This is a genomic window from Aureimonas sp. SK2 (assembly GCF_029813115.1).
Lineage (GTDB): Bacteria > Pseudomonadota > Alphaproteobacteria > Rhizobiales > Rhizobiaceae > Aureimonas.
Map to the genome: position 1 here is coordinate 1 of NZ_JAPZDS010000026.1, position 25,436 is coordinate 25,436.

Below are 25,436 nucleotides of genomic sequence, written 5' to 3' on the forward strand. Positions count from 1 at the left end.
GAACCGCGAAGGCGATGTCGTCGAGATGTGCGGTCATGCGCTCGATCTCGGCGCGAAAGAGCTGGTCGAGCTGGTCCTTCGTGGTCATCGCGGCGGTCGGTCTCACGGTCAGGTGGGCGAGCAGCGTGTTGAGCCGCCGCGCCATGTAGGCCGCTTTGTGATGGTCGGACAACCGAAGTGAGAAGGAGAGGCGGGCTTGCCGCGGCACCTCCCGGAAGCGCGTCGGCACACGAGCGCGCCAGTAGAAGGTGTGGCCGCGCCGTTCGAGATTGCTTGTGTCATGCCGAGTCGCCACCGACCGGATCCCTTGAGCCGCGAGCCCTAGGAGACGCCGATGGACATCACCTGTGGGCTACAGGTTTGGGCACATCGCGTGGCGAAGAGGCCGAGAGGATTCTCAGCCACCAAAAAAAACAGTGATTACAATGACTTGAGATAGGCTGGCTGGGGAACCTGGAATCTAGGTGCAGGGCGACCAGCCATTCCAATGCGTTGTCCAAAGGCCCTGTTGCCATCCGCAGTCAACCGAATTAAACAAAAACGAAAGAAAACGAAAATTAGGGCCGCGTCGATGATGCGCAGTTTCGAACGGCACACGACAATCGTGAAGCTGCTGCAAAATCAAGAGTACGTGACGATCGAGGCCATGGCGCAGGCGTGCGACACGTCGGCCCAGACCATTCGGCGCGATCTCAACGCCTTGGAGGACGAGGGGAAGGTACAGCGCTACCACGGCGGCGCGCGACTGGCGGGGGTCGTGTCCAGCGACACCTATGAAACGCGAAGCGCCAGCCATGTCGAGGAGAAGGAGGTGGCTGCTCGCCTGCTTTCGCGGCTGGTACCGGACGGCTCGACCCTGTTCCTGGCTGGAGGCTCAACGCTGGCACTTTCGGCGCAGAGCCTGCGGGATCGAGAGAACTTGACGATCGTCACGAACAATCTGCACGCCGCAATGTCGCTTTACGACAGGACGGGGTTCAATCTCCATATCGTCGGCGGCGCCATGCGGCCGGCCAGCGGTTCGATGACAGGCGAGGACGCGGCAAGGTTCATCGAGCGTTATTCGCTCGATCTTGCCGTCATTGGCACCTGCGGCATCGATGGGGAGGGCTCGCTCCTCGAGTACGATCAGAGCCTCGTGCCGCCCCTGCTCGCGATGATCGCCAACGCGCGCGAGACGATCCTAGTCGCCGACGCGTCCAAGTTCGCCGCGAGCGGGATCGTGAGGGGTGCCCACCTGCGCGACGTCGACCATCTCGTGACCAGCGCTAAGCCGTCCGGTGCGATTGCCAATCTGCTGGCTGAGCATGCGGTGCGGGTGCACCACCCGGCTTAAGAGCTGTGGCGTAAGCTCCCGGCTAAGCTGGACACCATCCGCCGACGTTCCATGCTACAACAAAAACGAAAATGAGTTGACAGAAAAACCCAAAAACGAATAGAAACGCTCATCACGAATGAGCGGTTCGCCGATTCCGGCGACCTCATGAGGCGCATCGCCCGCGTTTACCGCCGACGGCCGCGCCACCTTTGGGAGGGGAGTGACATGCGAGTTCTTACCGCCGGTATCCTGCTGGCGCTTTCGACTGCGTCCGCATTCGCGCAGGGGACTTTTGACTGGCGCAAGCACGACGGTGAGACCGTCAACGTGATGCTCAACAACCTCGCCTGGACCCAGGCGATGCGCGAGCATATGGACGCGTTCACCGAGAAGACCGGCATAAAGCTGCGTGTCGAAACGTTCAGCGAGGAGCAGTACCGCTCGCGTCTGACGACGCTGCTCCAGGGCGGATCGAGCGACCTAGACGTCTACATGACCCTTCCGTCCCGAGAGGCGCCGCTCTTCGAGTCAAGCGGTTGGTACGCCGACCTCGGCGCCATGCTGAAGGGCGCCGCGACCGACCCCGCCTACGAGTACGACGATTTCTCGAAGGCCCTGCGTGACAGCGGCGTCGTTTCGGAGAAGGTCACGAGCGTTCCCATCAACGTCGAGGGGCCGCTCTTCTACTGGCGCCACGACATCTTCGAGAAGTGCGGCATCGAGAAGCCGGCGACACTCGAAGCATTGACGGCGACGGCCGCCAAGCTGAAGGAGTGCGACGCTTCCATCACGCCCTGGGCGGCGCGCGGCCTGCGTGGCACGGTCGGTTACCCGCTCGGCGGCTTCGTCTACAACAGCGGCGGCGACTTCAAGGACGCAGACGGCAAGGCCACGCTTTGCCTTCCCGGCACGGTCAAGGGCATCGGGCTCTACGGCGAGATGCTGCGCGAATACGGTCCTCCCGGTGCGACTAACCACACCTTCACCCAGGTGATCGACCAGATCGCGCAAGGGCGGGTGGCCATGACGAACGAGTCCTCGAACGAGTTCGCGACCATCATGAAATACCCTGGCCGTCCGGAGGATATCAGCGTTGGCGTCCTTCCGAAGGGCGAGAACGGCGTCTCCAAGCCCATCGTCATCAACTGGAGCCTGGCCATTTCCGGCAAGTCCGAACGGCAGGAAGCCGCTTGGTACTTCCTGCAATGGGCCACAGGCAAGGAGATCCAAGGCACGTTGGCCAAGAATGGGATCGCGCCCTCCCGTGTCTCCGTCTTCAACGGTGAAGACTTCAAAGGATGGGCGTCGGAAAGCCGGGCACGCGGCGAGTGGTTGAATGCGCTTCTGGAAATCTCCCAGACAGGCGTGTCACTTTACCAGACGCCGACACTTACCCGCACGCCAGAGGCGCGCGAGATACTGTCGAACGTCGTGCAGCAGGTGATCCTCGGTCAGAGCGACGCCCAGACGGCCGCCTGCGCCGTGACCGATCAGGTCCAGGCACTCCAGCAGTAAGTCTCGTCTTGATCCGGGAAGCGCGCCAACATTCCAACCGCGCTTCCCGGTCGTCGTCCCGATCCGCAAGGTAACGCTCTCATGTCCTCCCCGCACCACGCCGGGCAAACCGCGATGTCGGTCCGGTGGATGATGATCCCTGCCGTCATCCTGACATTGGCGATGGTCGTGTTCCCCCTCGGTTATGCGATCTATCTCAGCCTCGGCGGCGGGGCGGCCGCCACGGGCCTCGGCGTCTCGAACTTTGAGCGGCTCATCGCCGACCCTTCCTTCTGGAGCGCGCTGCGTATCACCTTCGGGCTCTTTGCCGTCGCCCTTGTTCTTCAACTCGTCCTCGGCACCGCGCTGGCGCTGCTCCTAAACCGCTTTAACGTCGTCCGCGGCTTGGTTCGCACGGCGATCCTTTCGCCCTTCATGCTGCCGCCGGTCGTGGTCGGCATGATCGCGATCGTCGTCCTCGATCCAGGTCTGGGCGCGGCCAACTGGATTGTCCAGAGCCTCGGCCTGCCGCCGTTCCTCTGGCTTGCCTCGCCGACTTGGTCGCTCGTGGTGGTGGCGCTCATCGACACTTGGCAGTGGACGCCCTTCGTGGCCCTGATCGTCCTGGGCGGCCTTCAGTCCCTGCCAGGACGGGTCTACGAGGCGGCCGAGATCGACGGCGCAGTCGGGATCCGGCGCTTCTGGTACATCACTTTGCCGCTTCTCGGTCCGACCCTTCTGACTGCGGCCGTTCTGCGCTCGGTCGATCTACTGCGTTTCTTCGACGTCATCTACATCACCACGCAGGGCGGTCCCGGCAATGCCACTACGACCCTGAACATCTACGCCTACAAGCTCGGGTTCGACTTCATGGACGTCGGCTATGCCGCCGCCGTGATGATCGTCCTCGCCCTCCTGGTGCTCGGCTCTGTCCTCTTCTTCGCGAGCCTCCGCAAGCGAGTGTCCTGGTGATGAACGAGATGAACGAAACGCGTCGCACCCTGCTGCCCACCATCCTGTTCACGATCGGTGCGCTCATCTTCATGGCGCCCATCCTCTGGATGGCGATCTCCTCCTTCAAGAATCCGATCGAGGTCACCGCCTATCCGCCGACGCTCCTCTTCGAGCCGACGCTCGACAATTACCGGGAGCTCTTCGGGCGGACGGACTTCGGTCACTACACCTGGAACTCTTTCGTCGTCGCGGGGCTATCGACACTGCTCGGTCTCGTGCTGGCCATCCCTGCCGCCTTCGCCATCTCGTGGCATCGCATGACCTGGCCCGCCACAGTGAGTCTCTTCGCCCGCATGGCGCCAGGCACACTGTTCCTCCTGCCGTGGTTCATCATGTTCTCGAACCTCGGCCTGTCGGGAAGCTTCACGGCCCTTGTCCTCGCTCACGCCGTGATCACCATGCCGCTGGCGCTGTGGATCCTCCTCCCGTATTTCGACGGCATGCCGCGCGAGGTCGTGGAAAGCGGCCAGATCGACGGCTGCCGCGGACCGACGATCCTGTTGCGGCTCGTCCTGCCCATGATCTATCCCGGCATTGTCGTGGCGACGATCATGAGCTTCGTCTTCGCTTGGAACTACTTCCTGTTCGCGCTGGCCCTGTCCGGCTTCGACACGAAGACGGCCATCGTAGCCTCCTTCAACTTCATCGGCGAAGGCACCACCAACTGGGGCGCGCTCATGGCCGCCGCGACCGTGATCGCGCTGCCTCCGCTCGTCCTGACCTTCATGGTCCAGCGCTGGCTTGTCGCCGGCCTCTCCTTCGGTGCCGTCAAGGGCTGAGCCGCGCGCTCGTCCCTTCCGCCCCTCCAACCGCAAGGTTCACAGTCCCATGAGTTCGGTCGAAGTCCGCAACGTCGCCAAGAAGTACGGCAGCCACAGCGTCATCGAGGACCTGTCCTTCGATATCCGCGACGGCGAGTTCATGGTCTTCGTCGGCCCCTCCGGGTGCGGCAAGTCCACGCTCCTGCGCATGATTGCCGGCCTCGAATCCTTTCAGGGCGGCGAGGTCGCCATCGGCAGCCGTGTGGTCAACGGCGTACCTGCCCGCGACCGCGATATCGCCATGGTCTTCCAAGACTACGCGCTCTATCCGCACATGACGATCCGGGACAACATGTCCTTCGGCCTCAAGATGCGCGGCACCGACAAGGCCGAGATCGCGCGCCGCGTCGCCTCGGCGGCCGAGATCCTCCAGATCGACCATCTCCTCGACCGCAAGCCGCGTGCCCTGTCGGGCGGCCAGCGCCAGCGGGTCGCCATGGGACGGGCCATTGTGCGCGAGCCGGCGGTCTTCCTGTTCGACGAGCCCCTGTCGAACCTCGACGCCAAGCTGCGCGTGGAGGTCCGCACCGAGATCAAGCGGCTGCACGCCCGACTGAAGACGACGATGATCTACGTCACGCACGACCAAGTCGAGGCCATGACGATGGCCGACCGCATCGTCGTCCTGCGAGGCGGCGCGGTGGAGCAGATCGGGACCCCAACGGAGCTGTACCGCGAGCCGCGCACACGCTTCGTCGCGGGCTTCATCGGGTCTCCGTCCATGAACTTTCTGCCCGCGACGATCGAGGGGGCCACGGCGACGCTGACCTCGGGCGACGCGATCCCGGTCCGCCGCATTGGCAACGGCCCGGCCGGGAAGGGGGAACTCGGTATCCGTCCCGAGCACATCGCCTTGGCGGCGGCCGGCGCCCCCGGCATCGAGGCGGTGGCCGACGTCGTCGAGCCGCTCGGCTCCGACACGCTTCTTTCCGCCACGGTGGCCGGCACGCCCGTAATGGCGCGCCTGCCCGGCGACATCATCCCGCGGCCGGGCGAACGCCTCCGTCTCACCTTCGCTCCCGGCAACGCGCTGGCCTTCGACGCCAACGGTGCCCGGATCTGACCTCACGCCGCCTCTCCGACGACAGGCGCAAAGGAACAAGAAGCATGCAAGCGGCGATCTTCGACGGCAGCCACGACCTAAAGCTCACCGACATTCCCCTTCAGGAGCCGGGACACGACGAGGTGCTCATCCGCATCGATTCCGCAACGATCTGCGGGACGGATCAGCACATTCTCGAAGGCAAGTTCTGGGCAAAGCCCCCCGTCGTGCTCGGCCACGAGTTCGCTGGGCACGTCGAACGGGTCGGGAGCTCCGTGCGCAACTGCCAGCCCGGCGATCTCGTCTCGGTGGAGCCTCACGTCTACTGCGGCTGCTGCAAGCCCTGCCGTCTGGGTAAGCCCCACCTATGCCTCGACCGCCTTGCTTGGGGTATCAATCTCAACGGCGGCTTCGAGCAGTACGCCACCGTCCGTATGGACACGGTCTACCGCGTGCCCGAGGGGATCAGCGCGGAGGAGGCGGCACTTGGTGAAATCACCGGTTGCTGCATGCATGGCGTCGACCGCGTTGACGTCCAACTCGGCGACGTCGTGGTGATCTTGGGCGGCGGTGCGGCAGGTCTCATCCTTGCTCGCCTTGCCGAACTGCGCGGCGCCGCCCGGATCATCATCTCCGAACCGAACGCCGGCCGCCGCGAGCAGATCCGCGCCTTCGGATACGCCGACGTCGTGGACCCTTTGAGCGAAGATCTTGCCGCCGCCGTCGAGGCTGCGACGAACGGCGGGGGCGCCGACGTCGTCATCGAGGCGGCCGGGCGGCCGGAGACCGCCGCACAGGCGGTCGAGCTTGCGTGCCACGGCGGCAGGATCTTGTTTTTCGGCGTTGCAGCGCCAGGCAAGCAGGCGTCCATCGAGCCGAACCGCGTCTTCGCGCGCGAACTCACCATCGTCGGCTCGATCCGCAATCCCTTCACGCACCACCGCGTCATGGAAATCATGCCGCGCCTGCGTCTCAGGGACATCGTCACGCATCGCTTTGCGCTCGGCGACATTGCGGACGCCTTCGCCGCCGCCCATCGCGGCGACGGCCTGAAGATCTGCATCAAGCCGAACGGCTAACCGCGCGCCCGCATCCCGAACCCAACGGAATCGATCGACCATGAGCTGGACCGAGTTCAAACGCGAAGAGATCCACCTCGGCGGGCAGTGGCTCGGAGCCGACGGTGGCAAGACGCTGGAGGTCCTGGACCCCGCGACCGGGGAGCGGATCGGCACAGTCCCCGAGGCCGGGGCCGTCGAGACGCGCCGTGCCATCGAGGCGGCGCATGCTGCCCTCGGCGAATGGAGCCGGCGGCCCGCGGCCGAACGTGCCGCGCTCCTGCGCAACCTGGCCGCCGCCATCCTCGCGAACCAGGAGGCGCTCGTCGAACTCCTGACGCGCGAGCAGGGCAAGCCGCTGGCCGAGGCGCGTGGCGAGGTCGGCATGAGCGCGGCCTATATCCAGTGGTTCGCCGAGGAGGCGCGCCGCCTCTACGGCGACGTGATCCCGTCGCCCTGGCGGGACCGTCGTATCCTCGTGACCAAAGAACCCATCGGTGTCGTCGGCGCGATCACCCCCTGGAACTTCCCGTCCTCCATGCTGGCACGCAAGATCGGCCCCGCATTGGCGGCCGGCTGCACCGTCGTCGCCAAGCCGGCTTCGCAGACGCCGTATTCTGGCCTCGCATGGGCGGCGCTTGCCGAGATCGCGGGCATCCCTTCCGGCGTGCTCAACGTCGTGACCGGATCGGCGCGCGAGATCGGGGGCGAGCTCACCTCGAACCCGCTTGTGCGCAAGATCACCTTCACGGGATCCACGTCGGTCGGCAAGACGCTGCTCGCGCAGGGCGCGGGAACCGTGAAGAAGATGTCGATGGAACTCGGCGGCAACGCCCCGTTCATCGTGTTCGACGACGCCGATCTCGACCGGGCTGTCCAGGGCGCAATGGCGGCGAAGTTTCGCAATGCCGGGCAGACCTGCGTCTGTACCAACCGCTTCTATGCCCAGGACGGCATCCACGACGCGTTCGTCGAGAGGCTATCCGAGGCGACGCGCGCGCTTCGTGTGGGGGCGGGGCTCGACGCAGGCACCGTGATCGGGCCGATGATCGACGACAAGGCGGTCGCCAAGGCCGAGGCCCTGGTGGCGGACGCGACCGCCAAGGGCGGGCGCGTGGTCGTCGGCGGGGGGCGCCACGAACGGGGCTTCAGTTTCTTCCAGCCGACGGTCATCGCGGACGCCAGCAACGACATGGAGCTGGCTCGCGAAGAGATCTTCGGCCCCGTCGCACCGGTCTTCCGCTTCCGCACCGAAGAGGAGGCCGTTGAGCGCGCGAACGACACGGAGTTCGGTCTCGCCTGCTATTTCTACACCAACGATCTCGGTCGCGCCTTCCGCGTTTCCGAGCGGCTTCAGTACGGCATCGTCGGGGTCAACGAAGGTCTCGTAACGACGGAAGTAGCCCCCTTCGGCGGAGTGAAGGAGTCGGGCTTCGGGTCCGAGGGATCCAAGTACGGGCTCGATGACTATGTGAGCGTGAAATACACCTGCATCGGAGGCTTGGGCCTCTGATGACGGACAACCCGCTCAACGTCCACAAGATCGCTCTCATACCCGGCGACGGCATCGGGACGGAGGTTGTCGAGGCCGCCGTCATGGTCCTCGATGCAGCGTCCCGGCGTTTCGGCTTCGAGCTGGAGACGACCTCCTTTCCGTGGTCCTGCGAGACCTACCTGTCCGACGGCCGGATGATGCCTGAGGACGGCATCGACACGCTGAAGGCATTCGACGCCATCCTGCTCGGCGCCGTCGGCTGGCCGCAACGTGTCCCGGACTCCGTCTCGCTTCACGGTTTGCTGCTTCCGATCCGCAAATCGTTCGACCTCTATGCCAACATTCGGCCTCATCGTCTCCTACCCGGCGTCGTCGGCCCGTTGCGCGCCAAGGCTTTCGACATCCTCTGCATCCGCGAAAACACGGAAGGGGAGTACTCGGGTGCCGGCGGACGCATCCACATCGGTACGCCTGACGAGGTGGCCGTCGAGACTTCGGTCTTCACGCGCCGGGGCGTCGAACGCATCCTGCGCTTCGGCTTCGAGCAGGCAAGGGCGCGCCGCGGCAAGCTGGCTTCGGTTACGAAGTCCAACGCCCAGAAGCACTCGATGGTCTTCTGGGACGAGGTCACCGAGGCGCTGGCTCCCGAATACCCGGACGTCGAGGTCTCGCGCTACCACATCGACGCCATCGCCGCCCGCTTCGTCATGCAACCCAAAAGCCTTGACGTCGTCGTCGCCTCCAACCTTTTCGGCGACATCCTCACCGATCTCGGCGCCGCCATTCAAGGCGGCCTCGGGTTCGCCCCTTCGGCCAACGTCAATCCCGGCGCCGACGTGCCGTCGATGTTCGAGCCTGTGCACGGATCGGCCCCGGACATCGCCGGAAGGGGGATCGCCAATCCCATCGCCACGGTCTGGTCCGGAGCGATGATGCTGGAGCACCTCGGACGCGGCGAGGCTGCTGCGGCGATCCTCGAGGCGCTGGGCCGCGTCACGACCAACCCATCCCTGCGCACCCCCGACCAGGGTGGAAGCGCCACGACAGCGCAGGTCGCGCGAGGCATCGCCGACCTTCTTCAATAAGCGCCCGAGCGGCGCACCCAAGGAGACAAAACATGTCCATCACCGCTACGCACCAGAAGGCGGAGCTGTCCGCGCTCGCCCGTCCCTCCGGCGCTTTCGCGATGCTCGCCATCGATCAGCGCGAGTCGATGCGCGCCATGTTCGCTGAGAAGCAAAGCGCCCCAGTGAGCGATGACCAGTTGATCGACTTCAAGCTTCAGGCTTTGGAGGTTCTGACCCCCCATGCCTCGGCCGTCCTGATCGATCGCGAATTTGGCTGGGCGGCGGCGATCGAGCGCCGGGCCGTGGCTCCAAGCTGTGGCCTCATCGCGTCCGCCGATCAGTTCCATGCGAGTTCGGACGAGATCGTCGGCGACGTGACGATCGACGAACTGGTGGTGCCGGAGGCGGTTCGCGAACAAGGGGCGACGGCCCTGAAGCTGCTCGTCACTTGGCGTCCCGACGAGGCGCCGGAGAAGCGCATCGCCATGGTCGACGACTTCGTCGCCCGCTGCCGCCGCGCGGGCCTCGTCAGCCTCATTGAGCCCGTGTCGCGCAAGCCGCGAGATGGTCGCTCGTACGACCTTCAGGAAGGGATCCTCGCCGCCGCGCGGGAACTCGGCGATCGGGGCCAGGACATCTACAAGGCCGAGGTGCCCCTTCAGGGGGCGGGTGACGAGGCGGAGGTCCGCCATCGTTGCGCCGAACTCACCAAGGCCATCCGGTCGCCCTGGGTCGTCCTCTCGTCCGGCGTTCAGCCCGACCAGTTCCCGACCGCCGTCGAATGGGCGTGCAAGGAGGGGGCCAGCGGGTTTCTGGCCGGACGCGCCGTCTGGAAGAACACGATCGGTGCCGCAGACATCCGCCGCGCGCTCGAAGGCGACGGGGTGGAGCGTCTCAAGCGGCTCTGCGAGACCGTTGATCGGGCCGTTTCGCAGTAGACGTCCCAGCAGGGCGGAGCAGCCGCGCGCCGTGGCGCCCTTCGCCATACATGCCTAGACCATCGTGGAGGGGCGCATGACAATCAGGATCGCTTGCCTCGGCGGAGCTGTCGTCGACCTCGTGTACGGGCTCGACGAGTTGCCGGGCCGGGACGGCAAGGTACGAGCGCGCTCATACTTCGAGACGGGGGGCGGGATGGCGGCGAACGCTGCCGTCGCGATCAACCGCCTCGGAGGTTCGGCCTCTTGGTGGGGACGCGTCGGCGACGACGATATCGGGAGCAGGGTTCTTGACGGCCTCCGCCGGGAAGGGGTGGCGGTGACCGACGTCCGTATTATCCCGGGGGTCGTGTCGTCCCATTCGCTGGTGTTGACGGATCGGGCGGGCAACCGTGCCATCGTCCTCTACCGTTCGGACGCCCTCGACCCCGACCCTTCCTGGCTTCCCCTCGAAGCCGTCGCGTCCGTCATTGCCGTCCTGGCCGACAATCGGTGGATCGAGGGATCGGTCGCCATCCTCACCGCCGCCCGTGAAGCGGGAAAGTTCGGTGTCCTCGACGCGGATTCCGGCGCTGACTCAAGAACAATCGAGGCGGTTCGGTCCGCCACCCATGCCGTCTTCTCCGAGCCGGGGCTTGCGGAACTATTCGAGACCTCGGATCCCGACGAGGGTCTGCGCCGTGCGGGCGAGCTCGCTCCGTTCGTGGCCGTGACGCTCGGGGCGTCGGGCGTTCGGTGGCGCGGACCGGATCACCGCATCGGACACATGCCGGCGTTTCAAGTCGACGTGGTAGAGACTGTCGGCGCCGGCGATGTATTCCATGGTTGCTTTGCGCACGCACTGGCGGAAGGGCGACATGAGATAGAAGCTCTTCGCTTCGCTTCCGCCGCCGCTGCCATCAAATGTTCAGCGGAGGGTGGGCGATCTAGCTTTCCGAGCTTGAGTGCAGTCGAACGGTTCATGCGATCAACACTTGGCTGAGACAGAACGGTCGGGCAATCACCGAAAAGAAAGGCACGAAGTCGAAGTTACGTCCGTCCGCTCTGCGTCATTGTCTGCGCATGCAAGAATGGCTTGGAGGGGTCGTCTGCGGAATCGGAGCTTTTCATGCGATCGCACCGTAAGCTGCCTATCTGCTTTCGGCTCTTGACCGCTGCCGGAAATCATTTCCGACATGGGTAGAAAGGAGATCGTCCGCTTCCGGCAGACGGAGGCATGAAAGCTGCCACTCGCAGCAGCGGATTTTCCGAAGCCGGGGATGTCGTCCTTCGCGAGTGCTCCCGGGTTCAAACTGTGTCCAACCCCGTCCACGCAGCGGACATTTGCCACAGGCTTTCGGCCGCGTCTGGGTCGTATGCCCACGGACTGACGCCCTTCCTTCCCACGGACGGCTCGTTGACGATCGCGACGTCGCAGTCTTCGCAGTAGACGCCGCCTAGGCCGTCGAGATGCGGGCTCGTCGCGCACCAGACGCTGGTGGCAGCGCCTTGCTCCACCGTCTTCATCCCGCGCTCGGGATCGACGATCGGGCGGCCCGCTTCGTCGAGTGCGTCGAACGAGGCGATCTCCTCCGCGCTGAGGTGCCGGGCGAGATCGGTGAGGATCTGGCCTGGATGAAGCGAGAAGGCCCTGATGCCATGGCCCCGTCCTCGGCGGTCGAGTGCCATCGCAAAGAGGGCGTTGGCCGTCTTCGACTGACCGTAGGCGAGCCACTTGTCGTAAGGGCGAGCCCGGAAGTCGATGTCCTCGAAGTCGATCCCGGCGATCTGGTGGCCGCGCGATGAGACGCTGACAACGCGTGCCCCTTTGGCGACGACGAGAGCCGGCCAGAGGCCGAGCGTGAGCCGGAAGTGGCCGACGTGGTTGGTTGCGAACTGAGCCTCGTGTCCGTCGGCATCTCGCGTTTCCGGCGTTGCCATGATGCCCGCGCTGTTGACGAGGATCGACACGGGCCGGCCGGCGGACACGACCTGACCAGCGAAGGCGGCGATGGACTGCGGATCGGCGAGATCCATGAGCTCGACCGTGGCGCTGGCGAGCCTGCGCAACGCGGCTCTTGCCCGCTCGGGACTGCGCGCTGGCACGATGACCTCCGCCCCGGCGTGAACAAGAGCGCGCGTCGTCTCGAGTCCGAGCCCCGAGGCTCCTCCGGTCACAACGGCGAGCTTCCCCGAAAGATCGATCCCGGAGACGACCTCCATCGCCGTGCTGGCAGCACCGAAGCCGGAGCCGATGGGCGTTTGCTGGGTCATGCTGCTGTCCTGCGTGAGTTGGCGCGCCCTGCGGGAGCATGGAGCGCTCTGAGAGGCTGGATGTCAGGCCGAGGCGTTCCCATAGTCGCCCGCTGCCCGATCACTGTGTCCGCGAGGTCGGGTCCGGCTCCGCCGCGAGAGCCTGCGCAACGTGGCGAAGCTTGTCGGGATTGCGCGTAATGTAGATCGCGGTGATCCGGCCGTCCTCGATGGCGAGCGCCGTCGTCTGGAGGACGTCGCCACGCTCGCGGCTGACATAGCCGGGAAGCCCGTCGATCCAGACGGGCTCGAGCATCTGCGCCCAGCCTCCCCCCCACTTGCGCTGCACCGTCTCGTACAGCCGTAGGAGGCGGTCCAGTCCGATGATCGGGTTGATGAATGCCAGGACCTTGCCGCCGCCATCCGAGCGCAGGACTGCGTTCTCGGCAAGAAGAGTGCGCAGCGTCGCGGTGTCGCCGCTGGTCGAAGCCGCGAAGAAGGCACGCGCGATCCGCTCGCCCTCTTCGCGCTCGACCGGGAAGCGCGGGCGCGCGGCCTGCACGTTTCGCCGCGCCCGGACGGCGAGCTGGCGCACGGCCGCGGCTTCCCGTTCGAGCGTGTCCGCCACCTCGCCGAGCGGCACGCCGAAGACGTCGTGGAGCAGGAAGGCCGCCCGCTCAAGCGGCGACAGGCGCTCCAATGCCATCATCAGCGTCAGCGTCAGATCGTCCTCGTCCACGCCGTCCTCCTCGCTGTCCACCAGGGGCTCGGGGAGCCAGGCGCCGACATAGGTTTCCCGGCGTGCGCGAGCCGACTTCATCTCGTCGAGGCACAGCCGGGTGACGACGCGCGCGAGGAACGCGTAAGGGGCGGCGACACCAGAGCGGTCGGCGCTGACCCATCGCAGCCACGCGTTCTGCACGACGTCCTCAGCTTCGCTACGCGAGCCCAGCATGCGGTACGCGATGCGCAGGAGCCGCGCCCGATGCACTTCAAAGATGGCCGTGGCATCGTCTGCCTGTCCCATGTGTGTGTCCTCGACGATGGTTCCGGCACCTCAGCGATGATGGCCAGGGATGAGCCCTGCCGCCCAGAATACATGGGTTCCCTACGGACGATCCGGCATCGTCAGCTTGGTGTCGTCCGTATCCACGACGAAGACGGCCAGGAGCTTGGAGGACTCGACGTCACTGGCGTTGGCGCTGACGCCGTGATGGTCGCCTGGCATCTCGACGAAGCTCTCGCCGACGTGGAAGACCTTTTCCGGCCCGTCGTTGATCCGGCTGCGCACCGCGCCTTCGACGACGGTCGCGGTGATGAAGGCGGAGGCCGCATGGGTATGGGACGGCGAAGAGCCACCCGGACCATACTCGACGAGCACGCCACGTAGGCTCTTGCCGGGAACCGAAGGTAGCGGGTGGTCAAAGATCGTCGTGACGCGGGCCTCGCCCCTCGCGACATCCGCCGCCAGCGCGGGGACGGCGGAGATGGCGAAGAATGCGCCCAGCAGAAGTGTCCTGAACATGTAAGGGATCTTTCTTCGTGGATAGGAGACGCGCGTCGGGTTCAGGCAGAAGCGAGCCAGCTCTCGAACCGCGTCGGCCCGAGCCAAGCCGCGCCCACATGCTCGGGAACAAGCGACCCTGTCTCGAGCGCGGCGCCGAAGTAGCGCGCCGCCCTGTCGGCCAGCACCTGCCGAAGGTCGCCATCGGCGGCGAGGCGGCTGACGACGAAGTCACGGAACGGTAGGCGGTCGGGCCCGGCGATCTCGATCGTCGCATTGCGTGGGGGAGCGAGAGCTACCTCGGCGAGCGCTGCGGCGACATCGACGGCTGCGATGGGCTGAAAGTCGGCATCCGGAACGACAAGGCGACCGCCATCGATGGAGGCTTCGGCGATGGTGGCGACGAACTCGAAGAACTGGGTCGCGCGCACGATGGTGAAGGGCATGCCAGAGTCCCTGATGAGCCGCTCCTGGGCGACCTTGGCGCGGAAGTAGCCGTTCCCCTCGAGGCGGTCCGTGCCGACGATGGACAGGGCGACGTGGTGCTTCACGCCCGCCTCACGCTCTGCGGCCAGGAGGTTGCGACCCGAGCGCTCGAAGAAGTCGAGCACCGCCGCGTCCTCAAAAGAAGGCGAGTTCGACACGTCGACGACGACGTCGGCTCCGTGGAGGACGTCCGCGAGGCCTTCGCCCGTCAGCGCGTTCACTCCGCTGCTTGGTGAAGCCGCGATGGCCTCGTGCCCCTGCCGCGCGAGTTCGGTCGTCAGGTGGCGCCCGATGAGTCCGCTCCCGCCCATCACAACGATCTTCATGGGTTTCCGTCTCCTTGCTCGAGAACGGACCGGGCGGCTCCATGCCGCGCTCTCGTGTCCGTCGAACAAAGAACGAGGCGGGCTGGGACGGATGTGACATGCCTTGGAAAAAAATCATCGACGTGAATCGCCGAACTGCGGTCAAGGATGGATCGACATCGGCAGAAGCGGGACGGCGCTGGCGCCGTCCCGGATGTTACGACGGAATCGATTAGGCTTTCGCCTGGACCGGGAGGCGGAACGGCGCGCCGAGACGGTTGAACGCGTTCATCGCAGCGATCGTGATCGTCAAGTCGACAAGATCCTTGGGCGTGAAGGCAGCGCTCGCGGCTGCGTAGGCCTTGTCGGAGGCGTGCGTTTCGCTGACCCGCGTGACCTCCTCCGCCCAGGCGAGAGCGGCGCGGTACTGCTCGGAGAACAGGTGGGGCACCTCGGCCCAGACCGGAACTAGGACCACCCTCTCGATCGACATGGTCTTGAGCAAATCGCGCGTATGCAGATCGATGCAGTGCGCGCAGCCGTTGATCTGCGACACACGTAGGAAGACAAGGTGGATAAGCTCGTTCGGCAGATCGGTGGCCGTCGTGATGTAGTGGTGGATGCCATAGAGCGCCTTGGCACCCTGCGGCGCCACTTCGTTCCACACCAGTCGCGTATTCTCGCTCATGTTTCGTCCTTGTGCTCGGAGCGCCGGAGATCGACGTTCGGAGCCATGACGAGCTGAGCGGGCCAGGTGTGACACGCCACGGAGCATTTCCGCGCGAAGCGGCTGGCATGCCATCCGAACCCACTTGGCTGGGTAACCAAGATGCGAGCTGCCGGAGACAACAATCCTCTCCGGGACAGGCGCTTGTATGGCGGCGCCCGCCGGGGTCATCAGGCGGGCGCCGCAAGGCTCATACGGGGATCGGATTGGCGATCAAGGCTGCGTTGAAGCCGTTGACGAGCGCGTGCTCGCCGGATCCTGGATTGTCACGGATTGCACGGACGCTCTCGACCACCACCTCCTCGGCCTCGGTGGCGAGACCGCGCATCGTTTCCTCGATGAAGGCGTCGAGCGGCATGGCGCGCGGATCATCGCTCTTGCCGACGAGGTCCGTGTTGACCCAGGGCGGCGCGATCTCCTGTACGGTGACGGATGTGTCGCGCAGCATGAAGCGCTGCGACAGGGTGTAGGAGTGGAGCGCCGCCTTGGAGGCTGAGTAGACGGCGTTGCCCGCCAGCGGCAGATAGGCCAGCACCGAGGTGTTGTTGATGATCGTGGCTCGCGGCTGGCGCTTCAGGTGCTCGATCAGCGCCGACGTCATCCGAATAGGGCCAAGGAGATTGGTGGTCAGGATCGATTGGGCCCTCGCGTCGTCGATCGGGTGAGCAGGATCGTCGAAGGGCATGATGCCCGCATTGTTGACGAGGACGTTCAGCGCCGGGTGCTCGGCGATCAGACGCTCGGCCGCTCTCTGGATGCTGGCCGTATCGGCGATGTCGAGTTCGATCGCGGCCATCCCGGGATTGGCGGCGGTCACCTCGTTGAGGAGCGCCCTGCGGCGCCCGGCGACGATGACCTTATTGCCGAGCCTGTGGAAGGCTTCGGCAAGGCCCCGGCCGATGCCGGAGGTCGAGCCCGTGATGAAGACGGTGTTGCCGGTGAGTTGCATGAGAGCGGTCCTTGAAGGAATTGGGCTGCGGCAGCGCCGTAAGCGGCGCTGCCGGGATCGGGTTTGAGGATGAGAGGCGTGAGGTTTCAGGCGGCGTTGGCCGGCACCGTCACGCGGTAGCGCGGCGCTGGCTGGGCGCTCGAGAGGTTACCCGCCATGGTAAGCCGGGCCGCCTCGTAGGCGTCCCACTGCGCTCCGTCCTGAAGCGACGGGATCGTGACGACCTCGCCGCGCTCGAAGCCGAGGAGCGCAGCGTCCACCATGTCGGCGCTGGTCATCACCCAGCTCTCCGGCATGTTGGAGTGGTGCATGCCGGCGATGTCCCAGAACTCGGTCGCCGTCGCACCCGGCAGCACCGCCTGGACGCGTACGCCCTTGTCCGCGACCTCGTGCTGGAGCGACTGCGTGAAGGTAAGGACGAAGGCCTTCGACCCCCCGTAGACGCCGTTAAGGAGTTCGGGCGCGATCGCGACGATCGAGGAGATGTTGATGACGCCGCCGCGGCCTCTGGCGACAAAGCCTGGCACCGCCGCGTAGGTGAGGCGCGTCACGGCGGTGACGTTGACGTCGATCATGTCCTGCATCGTCTCGATCCCGGCCGACAGGAGCGGGGCGACCGAGCCGAAGCCTGCGTTGTTGACGAGAAGGGTCAGGCTCGCGTTCTCACGCAGCAGCGTCTCCACTCGGGCCAGATCGTCCCGGTCGCCGAGATCCGCCCGAAGCGTCGTGACCGTGCGGCCATGCTCGGCTTGGATCCTGCCCGCAACCTCGTCGAGGCGGTTCTGGCTGCGCGCAACGAGGACGAGATCGTAACCGCGCCGGGCGAGGCGGTCGGCATAGACGGCGCCGATGCCGCCGGAGGCGCCCGTGACGAGGGCGGTGCCAAGGCTCTGGGTAGGGGGGGCTGGGTGGCGGTGGTCTGGCTCATGGTTTGTCTCCTGGGTTCGTGTTGGTAGGAGGAGACTACGCTCGACAGGTTCTGTCTTAAATGTCATAAAAACGGCAAATCAGGACATCGCAGAGACGCATCATGCGGAAAGTCGGTTTCATCGTTCACCCCGGCTACTCGCCCATGGGCTTTGCCGTCAGCACCGCCTTCGAGGTCGCCAACCTCCACAGCGGCCACCCGGTCTACGAGGTGCATATGCTTTCGCCGCAGGGGGGCCCGATCCGCACCTCGCTCGGCTTCACCGTGAACACGCAGAGCTTCTCGGGCGAGCGCTTCGACCTGCTCATCGTGGGCGGCAGCATGGAGGAAGCGCGCCCGGAGACGATCGCCTTCGTCGCCCGGGCACCGGAGCATTGCAGGCGGATCGCAGGCACCTGCACCGCCGCCTTCGTTCTGGCCGAGGCGGGGCTCCTCGACGGGCGGCGCGCCACCACCCACTGGTTACGGGCGCGCGAGCTCCAAGAGCGCTATCCCAAGGTGAAGGTCGAGGCAGACCGGATCTTCGTTCGCGACGACAACGTCTGGACCTCGGCGGGTATGACGGCCGGGCTAGACCTGGCTCTAGCGCTGATCGAGGATGACCTTGGACTGGAGGCGGCGCGCTTCGTGGCCCGCAAGCTGGTGATGTACCATCGACGAGCCGGCGGCCAGTCCCAGTTCTCGACACTTCTGGAGCTCGAGCCGAAGTCCGACCGCATCCAGAAGGCGCTGACCTTCGCGCGGCGGAACCTGTCGGCGCGGCTCAGCGTCGAGGATCTGGCGGAGGCGGCGAGCCTCAGTCCGCGCCAGTTCAGCCGCGCCTTTCAGGCGGAGACGGGGCAGTCGCCAGCCAAGGCGGTGGAGCATCTGCGGCTCGAGGCGGCGCGGGCGCTGATGGAGGACACCAACCACTCGATGGACGTCGTCGCCCAGCAGACGGGCTTCGGCGACCGCGACCGGATGCGCCGGGCCTTCATGCGCGCCTACGGCCAGCCGCCGCAGGTCGTCCGGCGCATGGCGGGTCGCGACGGGGAGCAGGCGGCGGCTTGATGCGTCCCCCTCAAGCGGGTGGCCTGCCCGCTTGCGGTGAGACCGATGGCATCCTGGGTAGCAGCTTCCCCTGAAGGGCGAGACGGACGGTGCCGACCGCGATGACGATGACGACGAGGTTGGCGGCGCCGAAGAGCCAAGGCGCGAGCTGCGCGACGGCGCCGTGATCACCATGCTCCACCATGCGGATGGCGGCGGCGGCGAGCGCGGTCGCGCCGAAGGTGAAGGCCCAGTAGGAGGGCGCGAAGCCCGCCTCGGCGATCCAGGGCATCATTCTTGCCAGGAGCAGCGCCTGGAGTAGGCCGTATCCGAGGAGGGCATGGGCGAAGACGTCCGGCGTGCCGCCGGCGACAGTGAGATAGGCGACGGCGCCGACAGCCGGGGGCGCGAGCTGGATGCCGAGCACGGGCCGCAGCGGTGGCGGCAGGGCAGGACCCGTGTACAGGCGGTGCAGCAGGACGGACTCGATGGCGAGCCAGGAGAAGAGCGCCGCGCCGAAGGCGAGCTGGCCCCAGTCCGACGCGCCGAACATCGCCGCTGTCGTGCCCGTGACGAAGCCGCCGGCGACGGACGGAAGGTAGAGGACCGGGGTGGTGGAGCCCGCCTCGCGTTCCCCGCGCCACAGGAAGCCCGTCCGCCACAGCGCGAAGGCTAGGGTGAAGGCCGCGCCGAGAACGAACAGAACAAGAGCGAGAGGACGTGCATATGGCAGGACGCCCTGCGCCACGAGGAGCGTCGCGACGCCGCCCAGGCCGATGAAGCAGCATTGCACCGCATGCTCCGCCTCCGCCCGTGCCTCCCTCGGGGCAATGATCCACTTCGTCGCGTAGAGCGCCGAGATGACGAGCCAGGCGAAGAGGGCGAGCGTCGTCAACGTCTCGCCGACGAAGGCGGGCAGGCTCCAAGCGGCATGGGCGGCGCGCCAAGCGTTTGCCAGCCCGGCCAAACCGAGGACGATGCCGAAGAACGAGGCGGGAAGGCGTGGAATGTCGTGACGCGTCGACATGGGAAGCAATCCTTGTGCTCGGCCGGAGAAAGCCTTCAATCCTCTCCGGGACGATCCGGACCCGGTGCGGGAGGACGATCAGGCGATGACGCCGCCACCGTCGACGCGCACCGTCGAGCCCGTGGCGAAGGGCGTCGTCATCAGAAAGACAACGGCGTTGGCGACGTCGCTTGGCTGGCCGATCGCCTTGGCCGGCAGGTTCGCGGCTGCCCGCCCGAACATGCCCTCCCGCGCCTCGTCCGGCAGCTTCGACCAGAGCGGCGTGTCGATGAGACCGGGCGAGACCGAGTTTACCCGGACCGGGGACAGCTCCAGCGCCAGCCCGCGGCCAAGGCCCTCGAGCGCAGCGTTGATCGCCCCTTGGGTGACTGAAGCCGCCGAGGGCCGCTCCGCGAGAAAGCCCGAGATGAAGGTCAGCGAACCGCGCTCGGCGATCTTGGCTGCCCGGGCGATCCGGTAGGCACCCCAGAACTTGCTCTCCATCGCTTGGCGGGCATGCTCGACGGGCAGCGTGCGCACGGGACCCGAGGGCGTTTGTGCAGCCGACACGACGACGTGGTCGAAGGCCTCGCGCTCCGCGAAGAAGGCTTCGATCGCCTGCATGTCCCCGGTGTCGAGAACGGCGGCCGCGGCCATCGGACCGAGGCGGGAGCGGGCGTTTGCCAGCTTCTCATGCGACCGCGAGGCGATCGTCACCGCCGCGCCTCTCTTGTCGGCCTGTTCGGCAACGGCGAGCCCGATGCCCGAGCTGCCGCCGACTACAAGCACGCGGCATCCGTCGAGTTGAGTCATGACATCTTCTCCGAGAGGTCCGGTGAGGTTCGCGACGTGCTGATCAACCAATCCGCTTCAGGCGGATCAGCGCCAGCGGCTCGGCAAGAAGTTCGTCGAAGCGAGCGGCAAGGCCCGTGAAGGCCGGCGCCTGCGCATGACGGGTCAACGCCGCTTCGTCCTCCCACGTCTCCAGCATGACAATGCGAGCTGGATGGTCCCGGTCCTCGTGCATGTCGTAGCGCAGGCAGCCCGGCTCCTGCCGGACATCGGCAAGGATCGTGAGCAAGGCTTGGCGAAGGTCGCCCTCACGGCCGGGCTTCGCCGTCAGCGTCGCGACAAGCTGGATCTCGTTTGATCTGTCGTCAGTCATGTTTCTGTCTCCTGCCGTTCGATTTCCAAGGCTCAGAAGCCCTCGAGGACGACCTTGCCCCGCGCCTTGCCGCTCTCGATGAGGGTGTGCGCCCGGCGCAGGTTCGCCGCGTTGATGGGGGCGAGCCGCTCCGTCACCGTAGTCCGAATCCGTCCCTCATCGACCAGCCGCGCCACTTCGCTGAGGATTCGGCCCTGCTCGCTCATGTCGGTCGTCTCGAAGAGCGAGCGGGTAAACATCAGCTCCCAGTGGGTTGAGACCGCCTTGCGCTTGAAGGGCACGACGTCGAGGCTTTCCGGGTCGTCGATGAGGCCGAAGCGGCCCTGCGGCGCGATCAGTCCGACGATCTCCTCGAGATGGCGGTGCGTCTCGGTGGTCGAGAAGACGAAGGCAGGCGCGCCTATACCGAGGGCCGCCACCTGTTCGGCCAGGGGGTTGGAATGGTCGACAACGTGATGGGCGCCGAGTTCCCGAACCCAGGCCTGCGTCTCCGGTCGAGACGCGGTGGCGATCACCGTAAGGTCGGTAAGGGCGCGCGCGAGCTGGATGGCGACCGAGCCGACGCCGCCCGCGCCGCCGACGATGAGGATAGCCTTCGCTGCGCCGGGCACGGGTTTGGCGACGTCGAGCCGATCGAAGAGCATTTCCCAGGCGGTGAGGGCCGTCAGCGGCAGGGCTGCGGCTTCCGCGTTGGACAGGGAGCTGGGCTTGGGCCCGACGATGCGCTCGTCGACGAGGTGGAACTCGCTGTTGCTGCCGGGCTGGGTGATGGAGCCGGCGTAGAATACCTCGTCACCGGGCCTGAAGCTGTTGACCTCGTCGCCGACCTCGACGACATGACCAACGGCATCCCAGCCGAGCACCTTCCAATCGCCGTTCGCCGGCGCGGCACTGCGGCGCACCTTCGTGTCGACCGGGTTTACGGACACGGCACGTACCGCAACGAGAAGGTCGCGCCCGGTCGGAACGGGGCGGGGCAGTTCGATGTCCACGAGCGCGTCCTCGCGCTCGATCGTTCCGGGTGTCTTGTAGCCGATGGCCTTCATGGGGTCCGCTCCTGCATCAAGGTTGTTCGTTGATGTGGACGGAAACTGGCGCTATCTTCGCGAAAGCTCAATACGCACAAAAGCAGCCACTAGTGTCGAGAAGGATACCGTCATGGCCAAGGCACGCTTCTCCCGGTTCGATTGCAGCCCCGGCTGTTCGGTTGAAGCGGCCGTCGGGCTGATCGACGGCAAATGGAAGTCGGTGATCCTCTTCCATCTCCTGTCCGGCACGCTGCGCTTCGGGGAGCTGAAGCGGCATGTGGCCAACGTCACCCCGCGGATGCTGACCAACCAGCTCCGGGAACTGGAGGAAGACGGGCTGGTGGAGCGCAAGGTCTACGCGCAGGTGCCGCCCAAGGTGGAGTACAGCCTGTCGCCGCTCGGCCGGACGATGGAGCCGATCCTGCTTGCCCTCAAAGTCTGGGGCGACGCAAACCTTGGCCTCTACGGTAAGCCGCGTGCCTCGGCGAGAGAGGACGACGTTTTGGTCCGGGCCGCTGGGGACGAAGTGCCCACCGCAGCCTGAGGGTATCGTCCCTACACCGCTTGCCGTTCGCCGTAGTTACGAAACCTCTGTCCCGAAGAAGTCGCGAGAGCGGAAAGTCTGCTCGTGGGCAGATCTATAACGATAGTGGACGTCTCAGAAGGGTCGATAGCGGAAGGGCAGCTTTTCGAGTGTCCTAACCGGGGACGGATCAGCTTCTCCTACCCGCTCTCATAACGCAACTAATCGTTCCTCCGACCTCGCTCTTTGACGGCATCATTTTCCACTGGCATCCTGGCCGTAAGAAAACGACGCGTCGAAGACGTCCAGCGTGACCGCCTCTCGCTTGGCACGGCGAAGATCTCGCTTGTTCGCCGAGAACATCGATCGCCGCTCCCGGGCCTCCCATCGGTTAATGAACTAAACCTCGAGTCCCATCGCGGGTGCAGCCTCCGGCGATCGCGCTGCAAATGCAGATTGAGAAATAATTTCCAAAGGAGATGCATTGGTGTCCCATAAGAGCTGGGCTCCTTGTATCGTCCGGTGTATATGGTTGTGTATCGATAGTCTGGCGCTCCAAATCGACGGGGCGCTGGAAGAATAGGGTTTTGGCATTATTGGCGGAGTATCCCTCCCTCTCCGCCACAATACGCTAGTCATTTCAGCAGCTTAGATCGATTTTTGTCGAGCTCTTGGTTCTGCTACTTGATGTGAATGGACCGCCGTTACGAGTAGAGCCACAACCCCGGCACAGCGGTGCTCAATCTTCTTCGAGTTCCGGCCGAGGGAGGGACCTTAGGCGCCAGCGGTCGCCTGATGCCGTAGGCTGCTTCTGATCGTTGCAGCGTTCGGGAGCCAGGAAGGCCTCGGGCGCGGCAGAAAGATCCAGCGGCATAAAGAAGGGGGCACCATCTTCTAGGCGCACGAACCCAGGCCATGCGAGAGAGTGGACCTTTTGCGGGCGCCTAGGGGATGTCAGCACCAAGAAGACGTCGAGAGGCTTGAGCGTCGCTCCGTCATGTTCAAAGCTGGTCGAGAAGTCCGACCACTCCTGCAGCCGACGACATTTGCTGGCGAGCTGATCGTTACCCCAACTCGTCACGCCTTTGGCTTCGATTAGAATGATTGTCCGATCGAAGGCGACGATCAGGTCGAAGTCCTCCTAAGTTCCTCGGATGAGGCGCTTAATGCTGGTATCCGGTGTGCCTTCGAGAAGCGGGTTTGTCATCGTTCGTGTGTCAACGCGGCCGAGGCTGTCGGTGACGAGCGCAGCAAAAACCCAATCGATGTGGTAGTCCATTGCCCACCAGGCGTCGGACGGGATATCAGTATCGAGCAGTTTTCCAAGACGGTCTCGAAATGCTCCGGACAGCAGCAGCTCCAAAGCCGGAGCGCCGAGCGCATTGCGGAGGAGCCAGTAGCGCTCTTTTCGATTGAAAGCCTTCAGGCATTCCACGAGCGTCTGCGGCAAGGTCGCGTTTGCGGCGTTGGTCACGTGAGCCCATCCATCGTTTTGGCGCCAGCGAACATGTGGGGTCTGACGCATGCCTCGGCGACCTAAGCCCCGAAGCGTGGCTCTGGGACCCCCCGAATTCCTAGACCATGGATCGCGAACAGACTGCCACGCTGAACGCCATCACCAGGGAAGCGTGGCAGGGGAGGCTTGGCCATGGACGTGACGTAGAGAATGTCGAGGTTCGGGCCGCCGAACATGACGCTCGTCACCTTCTTTACCGGCATATCGATCACGCGCTCGACTGTGCCGTCCGGCGTATAGCGCACGAGCTTGCCGTCATAGACCAACGCGTTCCATAGACAGCCTTCGGCATCCACCGTCGAGCCGTCGGCGGCGCCGCCATTCGACGTGTCCACTTTAGCGAAGGTGCGCCGGTTGGTGATGGCGCCGGTTTCAACGTCAAAGTCGTAGGCCCAAATCTCGCCGGTCCAGGTATCGGCGAAGTAGAAGGTCTTGTCGTCTGGCGAGAAGCAGGGGCCGTTGGAGCAGATGATGTTCGAGACCACCTTATGGACCGAAAAGTCGGGGTCAAGCCGGTAAAGCGCGCCGTAAGGGCCTTCCTCCATCGTGTCCATAGAGCCGGCGAAGAAGCGCCCGCGCCGGTCCACCTTGCCATCGTTGATGCGGTTGGCCGGGCGATCAGGCTCAGGATCGTGGATCAGCTCGCAGTCGCCGGTCCGGAAGTCGAGCGCGTGGAAGCCCTGTTGGAGCGAGACGATCGCCCCGTTGCCGTCCTTTCTCAACGCCATGGAGCCGATCTTGCCCGGCACGTCCCAGGCGCGCAGCTCGAGCCCGTCCACAGTGGTGCGGAAGACGCGGCCGTCGAAGCTGTCGATGAAGTAGAGCCGCTCCTGCTCGGCGTCCCAGAGCGGGCCTTCGCCGAGCGTCGTCTTGACGTCGAGGAGAACGTCGATGCGCATGGGAAACTCCTATCCGTTGAAGCGGGGTTCGGGCAGGCCAGTGACGCCCAGCCCATGGACGGCGAAGAGCCCGCCAGCCTCCCGCTCGCGGTGGTAGGCGCCTTGGAACGGCCGGGCCATCGAGGTGACGTAGGCGATGTCGAGGTTCGGCCCGCCGAAGGTGAGACTGGTCGTGGACTGGACGGGCATGCCGACGACGCGATCGACGACGCCGGAAGGGTCGAAGCGGATCAGTCGCCCCGAATATACCTCGCAGGACCAGAGATAGCCGTCGGCGTCCACCGTCGCGCCGTCAGGAAGGCCACGCTCGCGCTCGAAGCTGGCGAAGACGCGGCGCGAGCGCACGCTTCCGGTTTGCGTGTCGTAGTCATAGGCATAGATCACCGCGCGGCCCGTATCGGCGAAATAGAGCGTGCCTCCGTCCGGCGAGAAGCACGGTCCGTTGGAACAGACGATGCCGGTATCGAGCGTGTGGACGGACAGGTCGCAGTCGAGCCGGAAAAGCGCCCCGACGTCGTCGCGCTCTTCGAAATCCATCGAGCCGGCGAGGAAGCGGCCCTGCCGGTCCACCTTGCCGTCGTTGAGGCGGGGGCGGAGCTCGCCGGGATGGGTCGCGGCAATGAGCGAGACCTCGCCCGTTTCGAAGTCGAGGGCATGGAAGCCGCTGCGTAGCGCGACGACCGCGCCCCCGCCCCGGCGCAGCGCCAGCGAGCCGATGGGCTCGGGGACGGACCAGCGGCGCCGTTCGCGGCCGTCGGCTCGGCAGGAGAAGACGGCGGGACCGTAGGAATCGATCCAGTAGAGTCGTTCCTCCTCCGCGTCCCAGAGCGGGCCTTCGCCCAAGACATCGCGCTGGTCGCCCATGAGTTCGATGCGCAGCATCGCTGGTCCC

27 protein-coding genes are annotated in these 25,436 nt (G+C 65.5%); 12 read left to right on the forward strand and 15 right to left on the reverse strand.

The annotated features are described in order from the left end of the window. A partial coding sequence (locus tag O5O54_RS20695; RefSeq protein WP_347814902.1) for a DUF6538 domain-containing protein occupies window positions 1-295 on the reverse strand: 295 nt, incomplete at its 3' end. Window positions 296-571: 276 nt separating this feature from the next. Here O5O54_RS20695 and O5O54_RS20700 point away from each other — a divergent pair. From O5O54_RS20700 to O5O54_RS20745, 10 genes are all read left to right on the forward strand, one after another. Further along, the gene (locus O5O54_RS20700) at window positions 572-1,336 is read left to right on the forward strand and encodes a DeoR/GlpR family DNA-binding transcription regulator (RefSeq protein ID WP_279483754.1); all 765 of its coding nucleotides are present in this window, start codon (window positions 572-574) and stop codon (window positions 1,334-1,336) included. A 207-nt stretch (window positions 1,337-1,543) separates the two neighbouring features. After that, the gene (locus O5O54_RS20705) at window positions 1,544-2,833 is read left to right on the forward strand and encodes a sugar ABC transporter substrate-binding protein (protein WP_279483755.1); all 1,290 of its coding nucleotides are present in this window, start codon (window positions 1,544-1,546) and stop codon (window positions 2,831-2,833) included. Window positions 2,834-2,962: 129 nt separating this feature from the next. Continuing rightward, window positions 2,963-3,784 carry a sugar ABC transporter permease gene (locus O5O54_RS20710; protein WP_279483756.1) on the forward strand — a complete coding sequence of 274 codons (822 nt, stop codon included), beginning with the start codon at window positions 2,963-2,965 and terminating at the stop codon, window positions 3,782-3,784. Beyond that, window positions 3,784-4,605, forward strand: a complete 822-nt coding sequence (locus tag O5O54_RS20715; protein WP_279483757.1) for a carbohydrate ABC transporter permease — start codon at window positions 3,784-3,786, stop codon at window positions 4,603-4,605. Before O5O54_RS20710 ends, O5O54_RS20715 begins: the two co-directional genes overlap by 1 nt. A 49-nt stretch (window positions 4,606-4,654) precedes the next feature. Continuing rightward, window positions 4,655-5,710, forward strand: coding sequence for a sn-glycerol-3-phosphate ABC transporter ATP-binding protein UgpC (locus O5O54_RS20720; RefSeq protein ID WP_279483758.1), 1,056 nt, complete (start codon window positions 4,655-4,657; stop codon window positions 5,708-5,710). 44 nt (window positions 5,711-5,754) lie between these two features. After that, a complete protein-coding gene (locus tag O5O54_RS20725) occupies window positions 5,755-6,768 on the forward strand; it encodes a zinc-dependent alcohol dehydrogenase family protein (RefSeq protein WP_279483759.1) in 1,014 nt (337 codons plus the stop codon). Between the two features lie 40 nt (window positions 6,769-6,808). Then, the gene (locus O5O54_RS20730) at window positions 6,809-8,260 is read left to right on the forward strand and encodes an NAD-dependent succinate-semialdehyde dehydrogenase (protein WP_279483760.1); all 1,452 of its coding nucleotides are present in this window, start codon (window positions 6,809-6,811) and stop codon (window positions 8,258-8,260) included. Continuing rightward, window positions 8,260-9,327, forward strand: coding sequence for a tartrate dehydrogenase (locus O5O54_RS20735; protein WP_279483761.1), 1,068 nt, complete (start codon window positions 8,260-8,262; stop codon window positions 9,325-9,327). The genes O5O54_RS20730 and O5O54_RS20735 overlap by 1 nt, the downstream gene beginning before the upstream one ends. A 32-nt stretch (window positions 9,328-9,359) precedes the next feature. Next, complete coding sequence (locus tag O5O54_RS20740) at window positions 9,360-10,247, forward strand: aldolase (RefSeq protein WP_279483762.1); 888 nt, start codon at window positions 9,360-9,362, stop codon at window positions 10,245-10,247. 76 nt (window positions 10,248-10,323) lie between these two features. Continuing rightward, entirely contained in the window at window positions 10,324-11,229 is a 906-nt protein-coding gene (locus O5O54_RS20745; protein ID WP_279483763.1) for a sugar kinase, read from the forward strand. A 305-nt stretch (window positions 11,230-11,534) separates the two neighbouring features. Here the strand turns inward: O5O54_RS20745 and O5O54_RS20750 are convergent, their stop codons facing one another. The 7 genes from O5O54_RS20750 to O5O54_RS20780 form a co-directional block, all read right to left on the reverse strand. Beyond that, complete coding sequence (locus O5O54_RS20750) at window positions 11,535-12,500, reverse strand: oxidoreductase (protein ID WP_279483764.1); 966 nt, start codon at window positions 12,498-12,500, stop codon at window positions 11,535-11,537. A gap of 100 nt (window positions 12,501-12,600) precedes the next feature. Then, a complete protein-coding gene (locus tag O5O54_RS20755; protein WP_279483765.1) occupies window positions 12,601-13,506 on the reverse strand; it encodes a sigma-70 family RNA polymerase sigma factor in 906 nt (301 codons plus the stop codon). Between the two features lie 81 nt (window positions 13,507-13,587). Then, complete coding sequence (locus tag O5O54_RS20760) at window positions 13,588-14,004, reverse strand: cupin domain-containing protein (RefSeq protein WP_279483766.1); 417 nt, start codon at window positions 14,002-14,004, stop codon at window positions 13,588-13,590. Between the two features lie 41 nt (window positions 14,005-14,045). Then, window positions 14,046-14,795, reverse strand: a complete 750-nt coding sequence (locus tag O5O54_RS20765; protein ID WP_279483767.1) for an SDR family oxidoreductase — start codon at window positions 14,793-14,795, stop codon at window positions 14,046-14,048. Window positions 14,796-15,006: 211 nt separating this feature from the next. Beyond that, window positions 15,007-15,462, reverse strand: coding sequence for a carboxymuconolactone decarboxylase family protein (locus O5O54_RS20770; RefSeq protein WP_279483768.1), 456 nt, complete (start codon window positions 15,460-15,462; stop codon window positions 15,007-15,009). A gap of 229 nt (window positions 15,463-15,691) precedes the next feature. Then, window positions 15,692-16,450, reverse strand: a complete 759-nt coding sequence (locus O5O54_RS20775; RefSeq protein WP_279483769.1) for an SDR family oxidoreductase — start codon at window positions 16,448-16,450, stop codon at window positions 15,692-15,694. 86 nt (window positions 16,451-16,536) lie between these two features. Then, a complete protein-coding gene (locus O5O54_RS20780) occupies window positions 16,537-17,445 on the reverse strand; it encodes an SDR family oxidoreductase (RefSeq protein ID WP_279483770.1) in 909 nt (302 codons plus the stop codon). A 35-nt stretch (window positions 17,446-17,480) separates the two neighbouring features. Between O5O54_RS20780 and O5O54_RS20785 the strand changes: the two genes are divergently transcribed. After that, window positions 17,481-18,428, forward strand: a complete 948-nt coding sequence (locus O5O54_RS20785) for a GlxA family transcriptional regulator (protein WP_279483771.1) — start codon at window positions 17,481-17,483, stop codon at window positions 18,426-18,428. Between the two features lie 10 nt (window positions 18,429-18,438). Here the strand turns inward: O5O54_RS20785 and tehA are convergent, their stop codons facing one another. The 4 genes from tehA to O5O54_RS20805 all read right to left on the reverse strand — a co-directional run bounded on the left by tehA (window position 18,439) and on the right by O5O54_RS20805 (window position 21,624). Continuing rightward, window positions 18,439-19,434 (reverse strand): dicarboxylate transporter/tellurite-resistance protein TehA, encoded by a 996-nt coding sequence (gene tehA / locus O5O54_RS20790; RefSeq protein ID WP_279483772.1) that lies wholly within the window; start codon window positions 19,432-19,434, stop codon window positions 18,439-18,441. Between the two features lie 78 nt (window positions 19,435-19,512). After that, complete coding sequence (locus O5O54_RS20795; RefSeq protein WP_279483773.1) at window positions 19,513-20,226, reverse strand: SDR family oxidoreductase; 714 nt, start codon at window positions 20,224-20,226, stop codon at window positions 19,513-19,515. Between the two features lie 43 nt (window positions 20,227-20,269). Continuing rightward, complete coding sequence (locus tag O5O54_RS20800; protein WP_279483774.1) at window positions 20,270-20,578, reverse strand: putative quinol monooxygenase; 309 nt, start codon at window positions 20,576-20,578, stop codon at window positions 20,270-20,272. Window positions 20,579-20,610: 32 nt separating this feature from the next. Beyond that, window positions 20,611-21,624, reverse strand: coding sequence for a zinc-binding alcohol dehydrogenase family protein (locus O5O54_RS20805; protein ID WP_279483775.1), 1,014 nt, complete (start codon window positions 21,622-21,624; stop codon window positions 20,611-20,613). A gap of 112 nt (window positions 21,625-21,736) precedes the next feature. Here O5O54_RS20805 and O5O54_RS20810 point away from each other — a divergent pair, with 112 nt between their 5' ends. Then, window positions 21,737-22,150: a helix-turn-helix domain-containing protein gene (locus O5O54_RS20810; protein WP_279483776.1), complete on the forward strand. Its 414-nt coding sequence runs from the start codon at window positions 21,737-21,739 to the stop codon at window positions 22,148-22,150. A gap of 1,120 nt (window positions 22,151-23,270) precedes the next feature. Here the strand turns inward: O5O54_RS20810 and O5O54_RS20815 are convergent. The 3 genes from O5O54_RS20815 to O5O54_RS20825 all read right to left on the reverse strand — a co-directional run bounded on the left by O5O54_RS20815 (window position 23,271) and on the right by O5O54_RS20825 (window position 25,426). Continuing rightward, window positions 23,271-23,603: a hypothetical protein gene (locus O5O54_RS20815; RefSeq protein WP_279483777.1), complete on the reverse strand. Its 333-nt coding sequence runs from the start codon at window positions 23,601-23,603 to the stop codon at window positions 23,271-23,273. A gap of 62 nt (window positions 23,604-23,665) precedes the next feature. Further along, entirely contained in the window at window positions 23,666-24,544 is an 879-nt protein-coding gene (locus tag O5O54_RS20820; RefSeq protein ID WP_279483778.1) for an SMP-30/gluconolactonase/LRE family protein, read from the reverse strand. A gap of 9 nt (window positions 24,545-24,553) precedes the next feature. Beyond that, window positions 24,554-25,426 (reverse strand): SMP-30/gluconolactonase/LRE family protein, encoded by an 873-nt coding sequence (locus tag O5O54_RS20825; RefSeq protein ID WP_279483779.1) that lies wholly within the window; start codon window positions 25,424-25,426, stop codon window positions 24,554-24,556. Window positions 25,427-25,436: the final 10 nt, after the last annotated feature.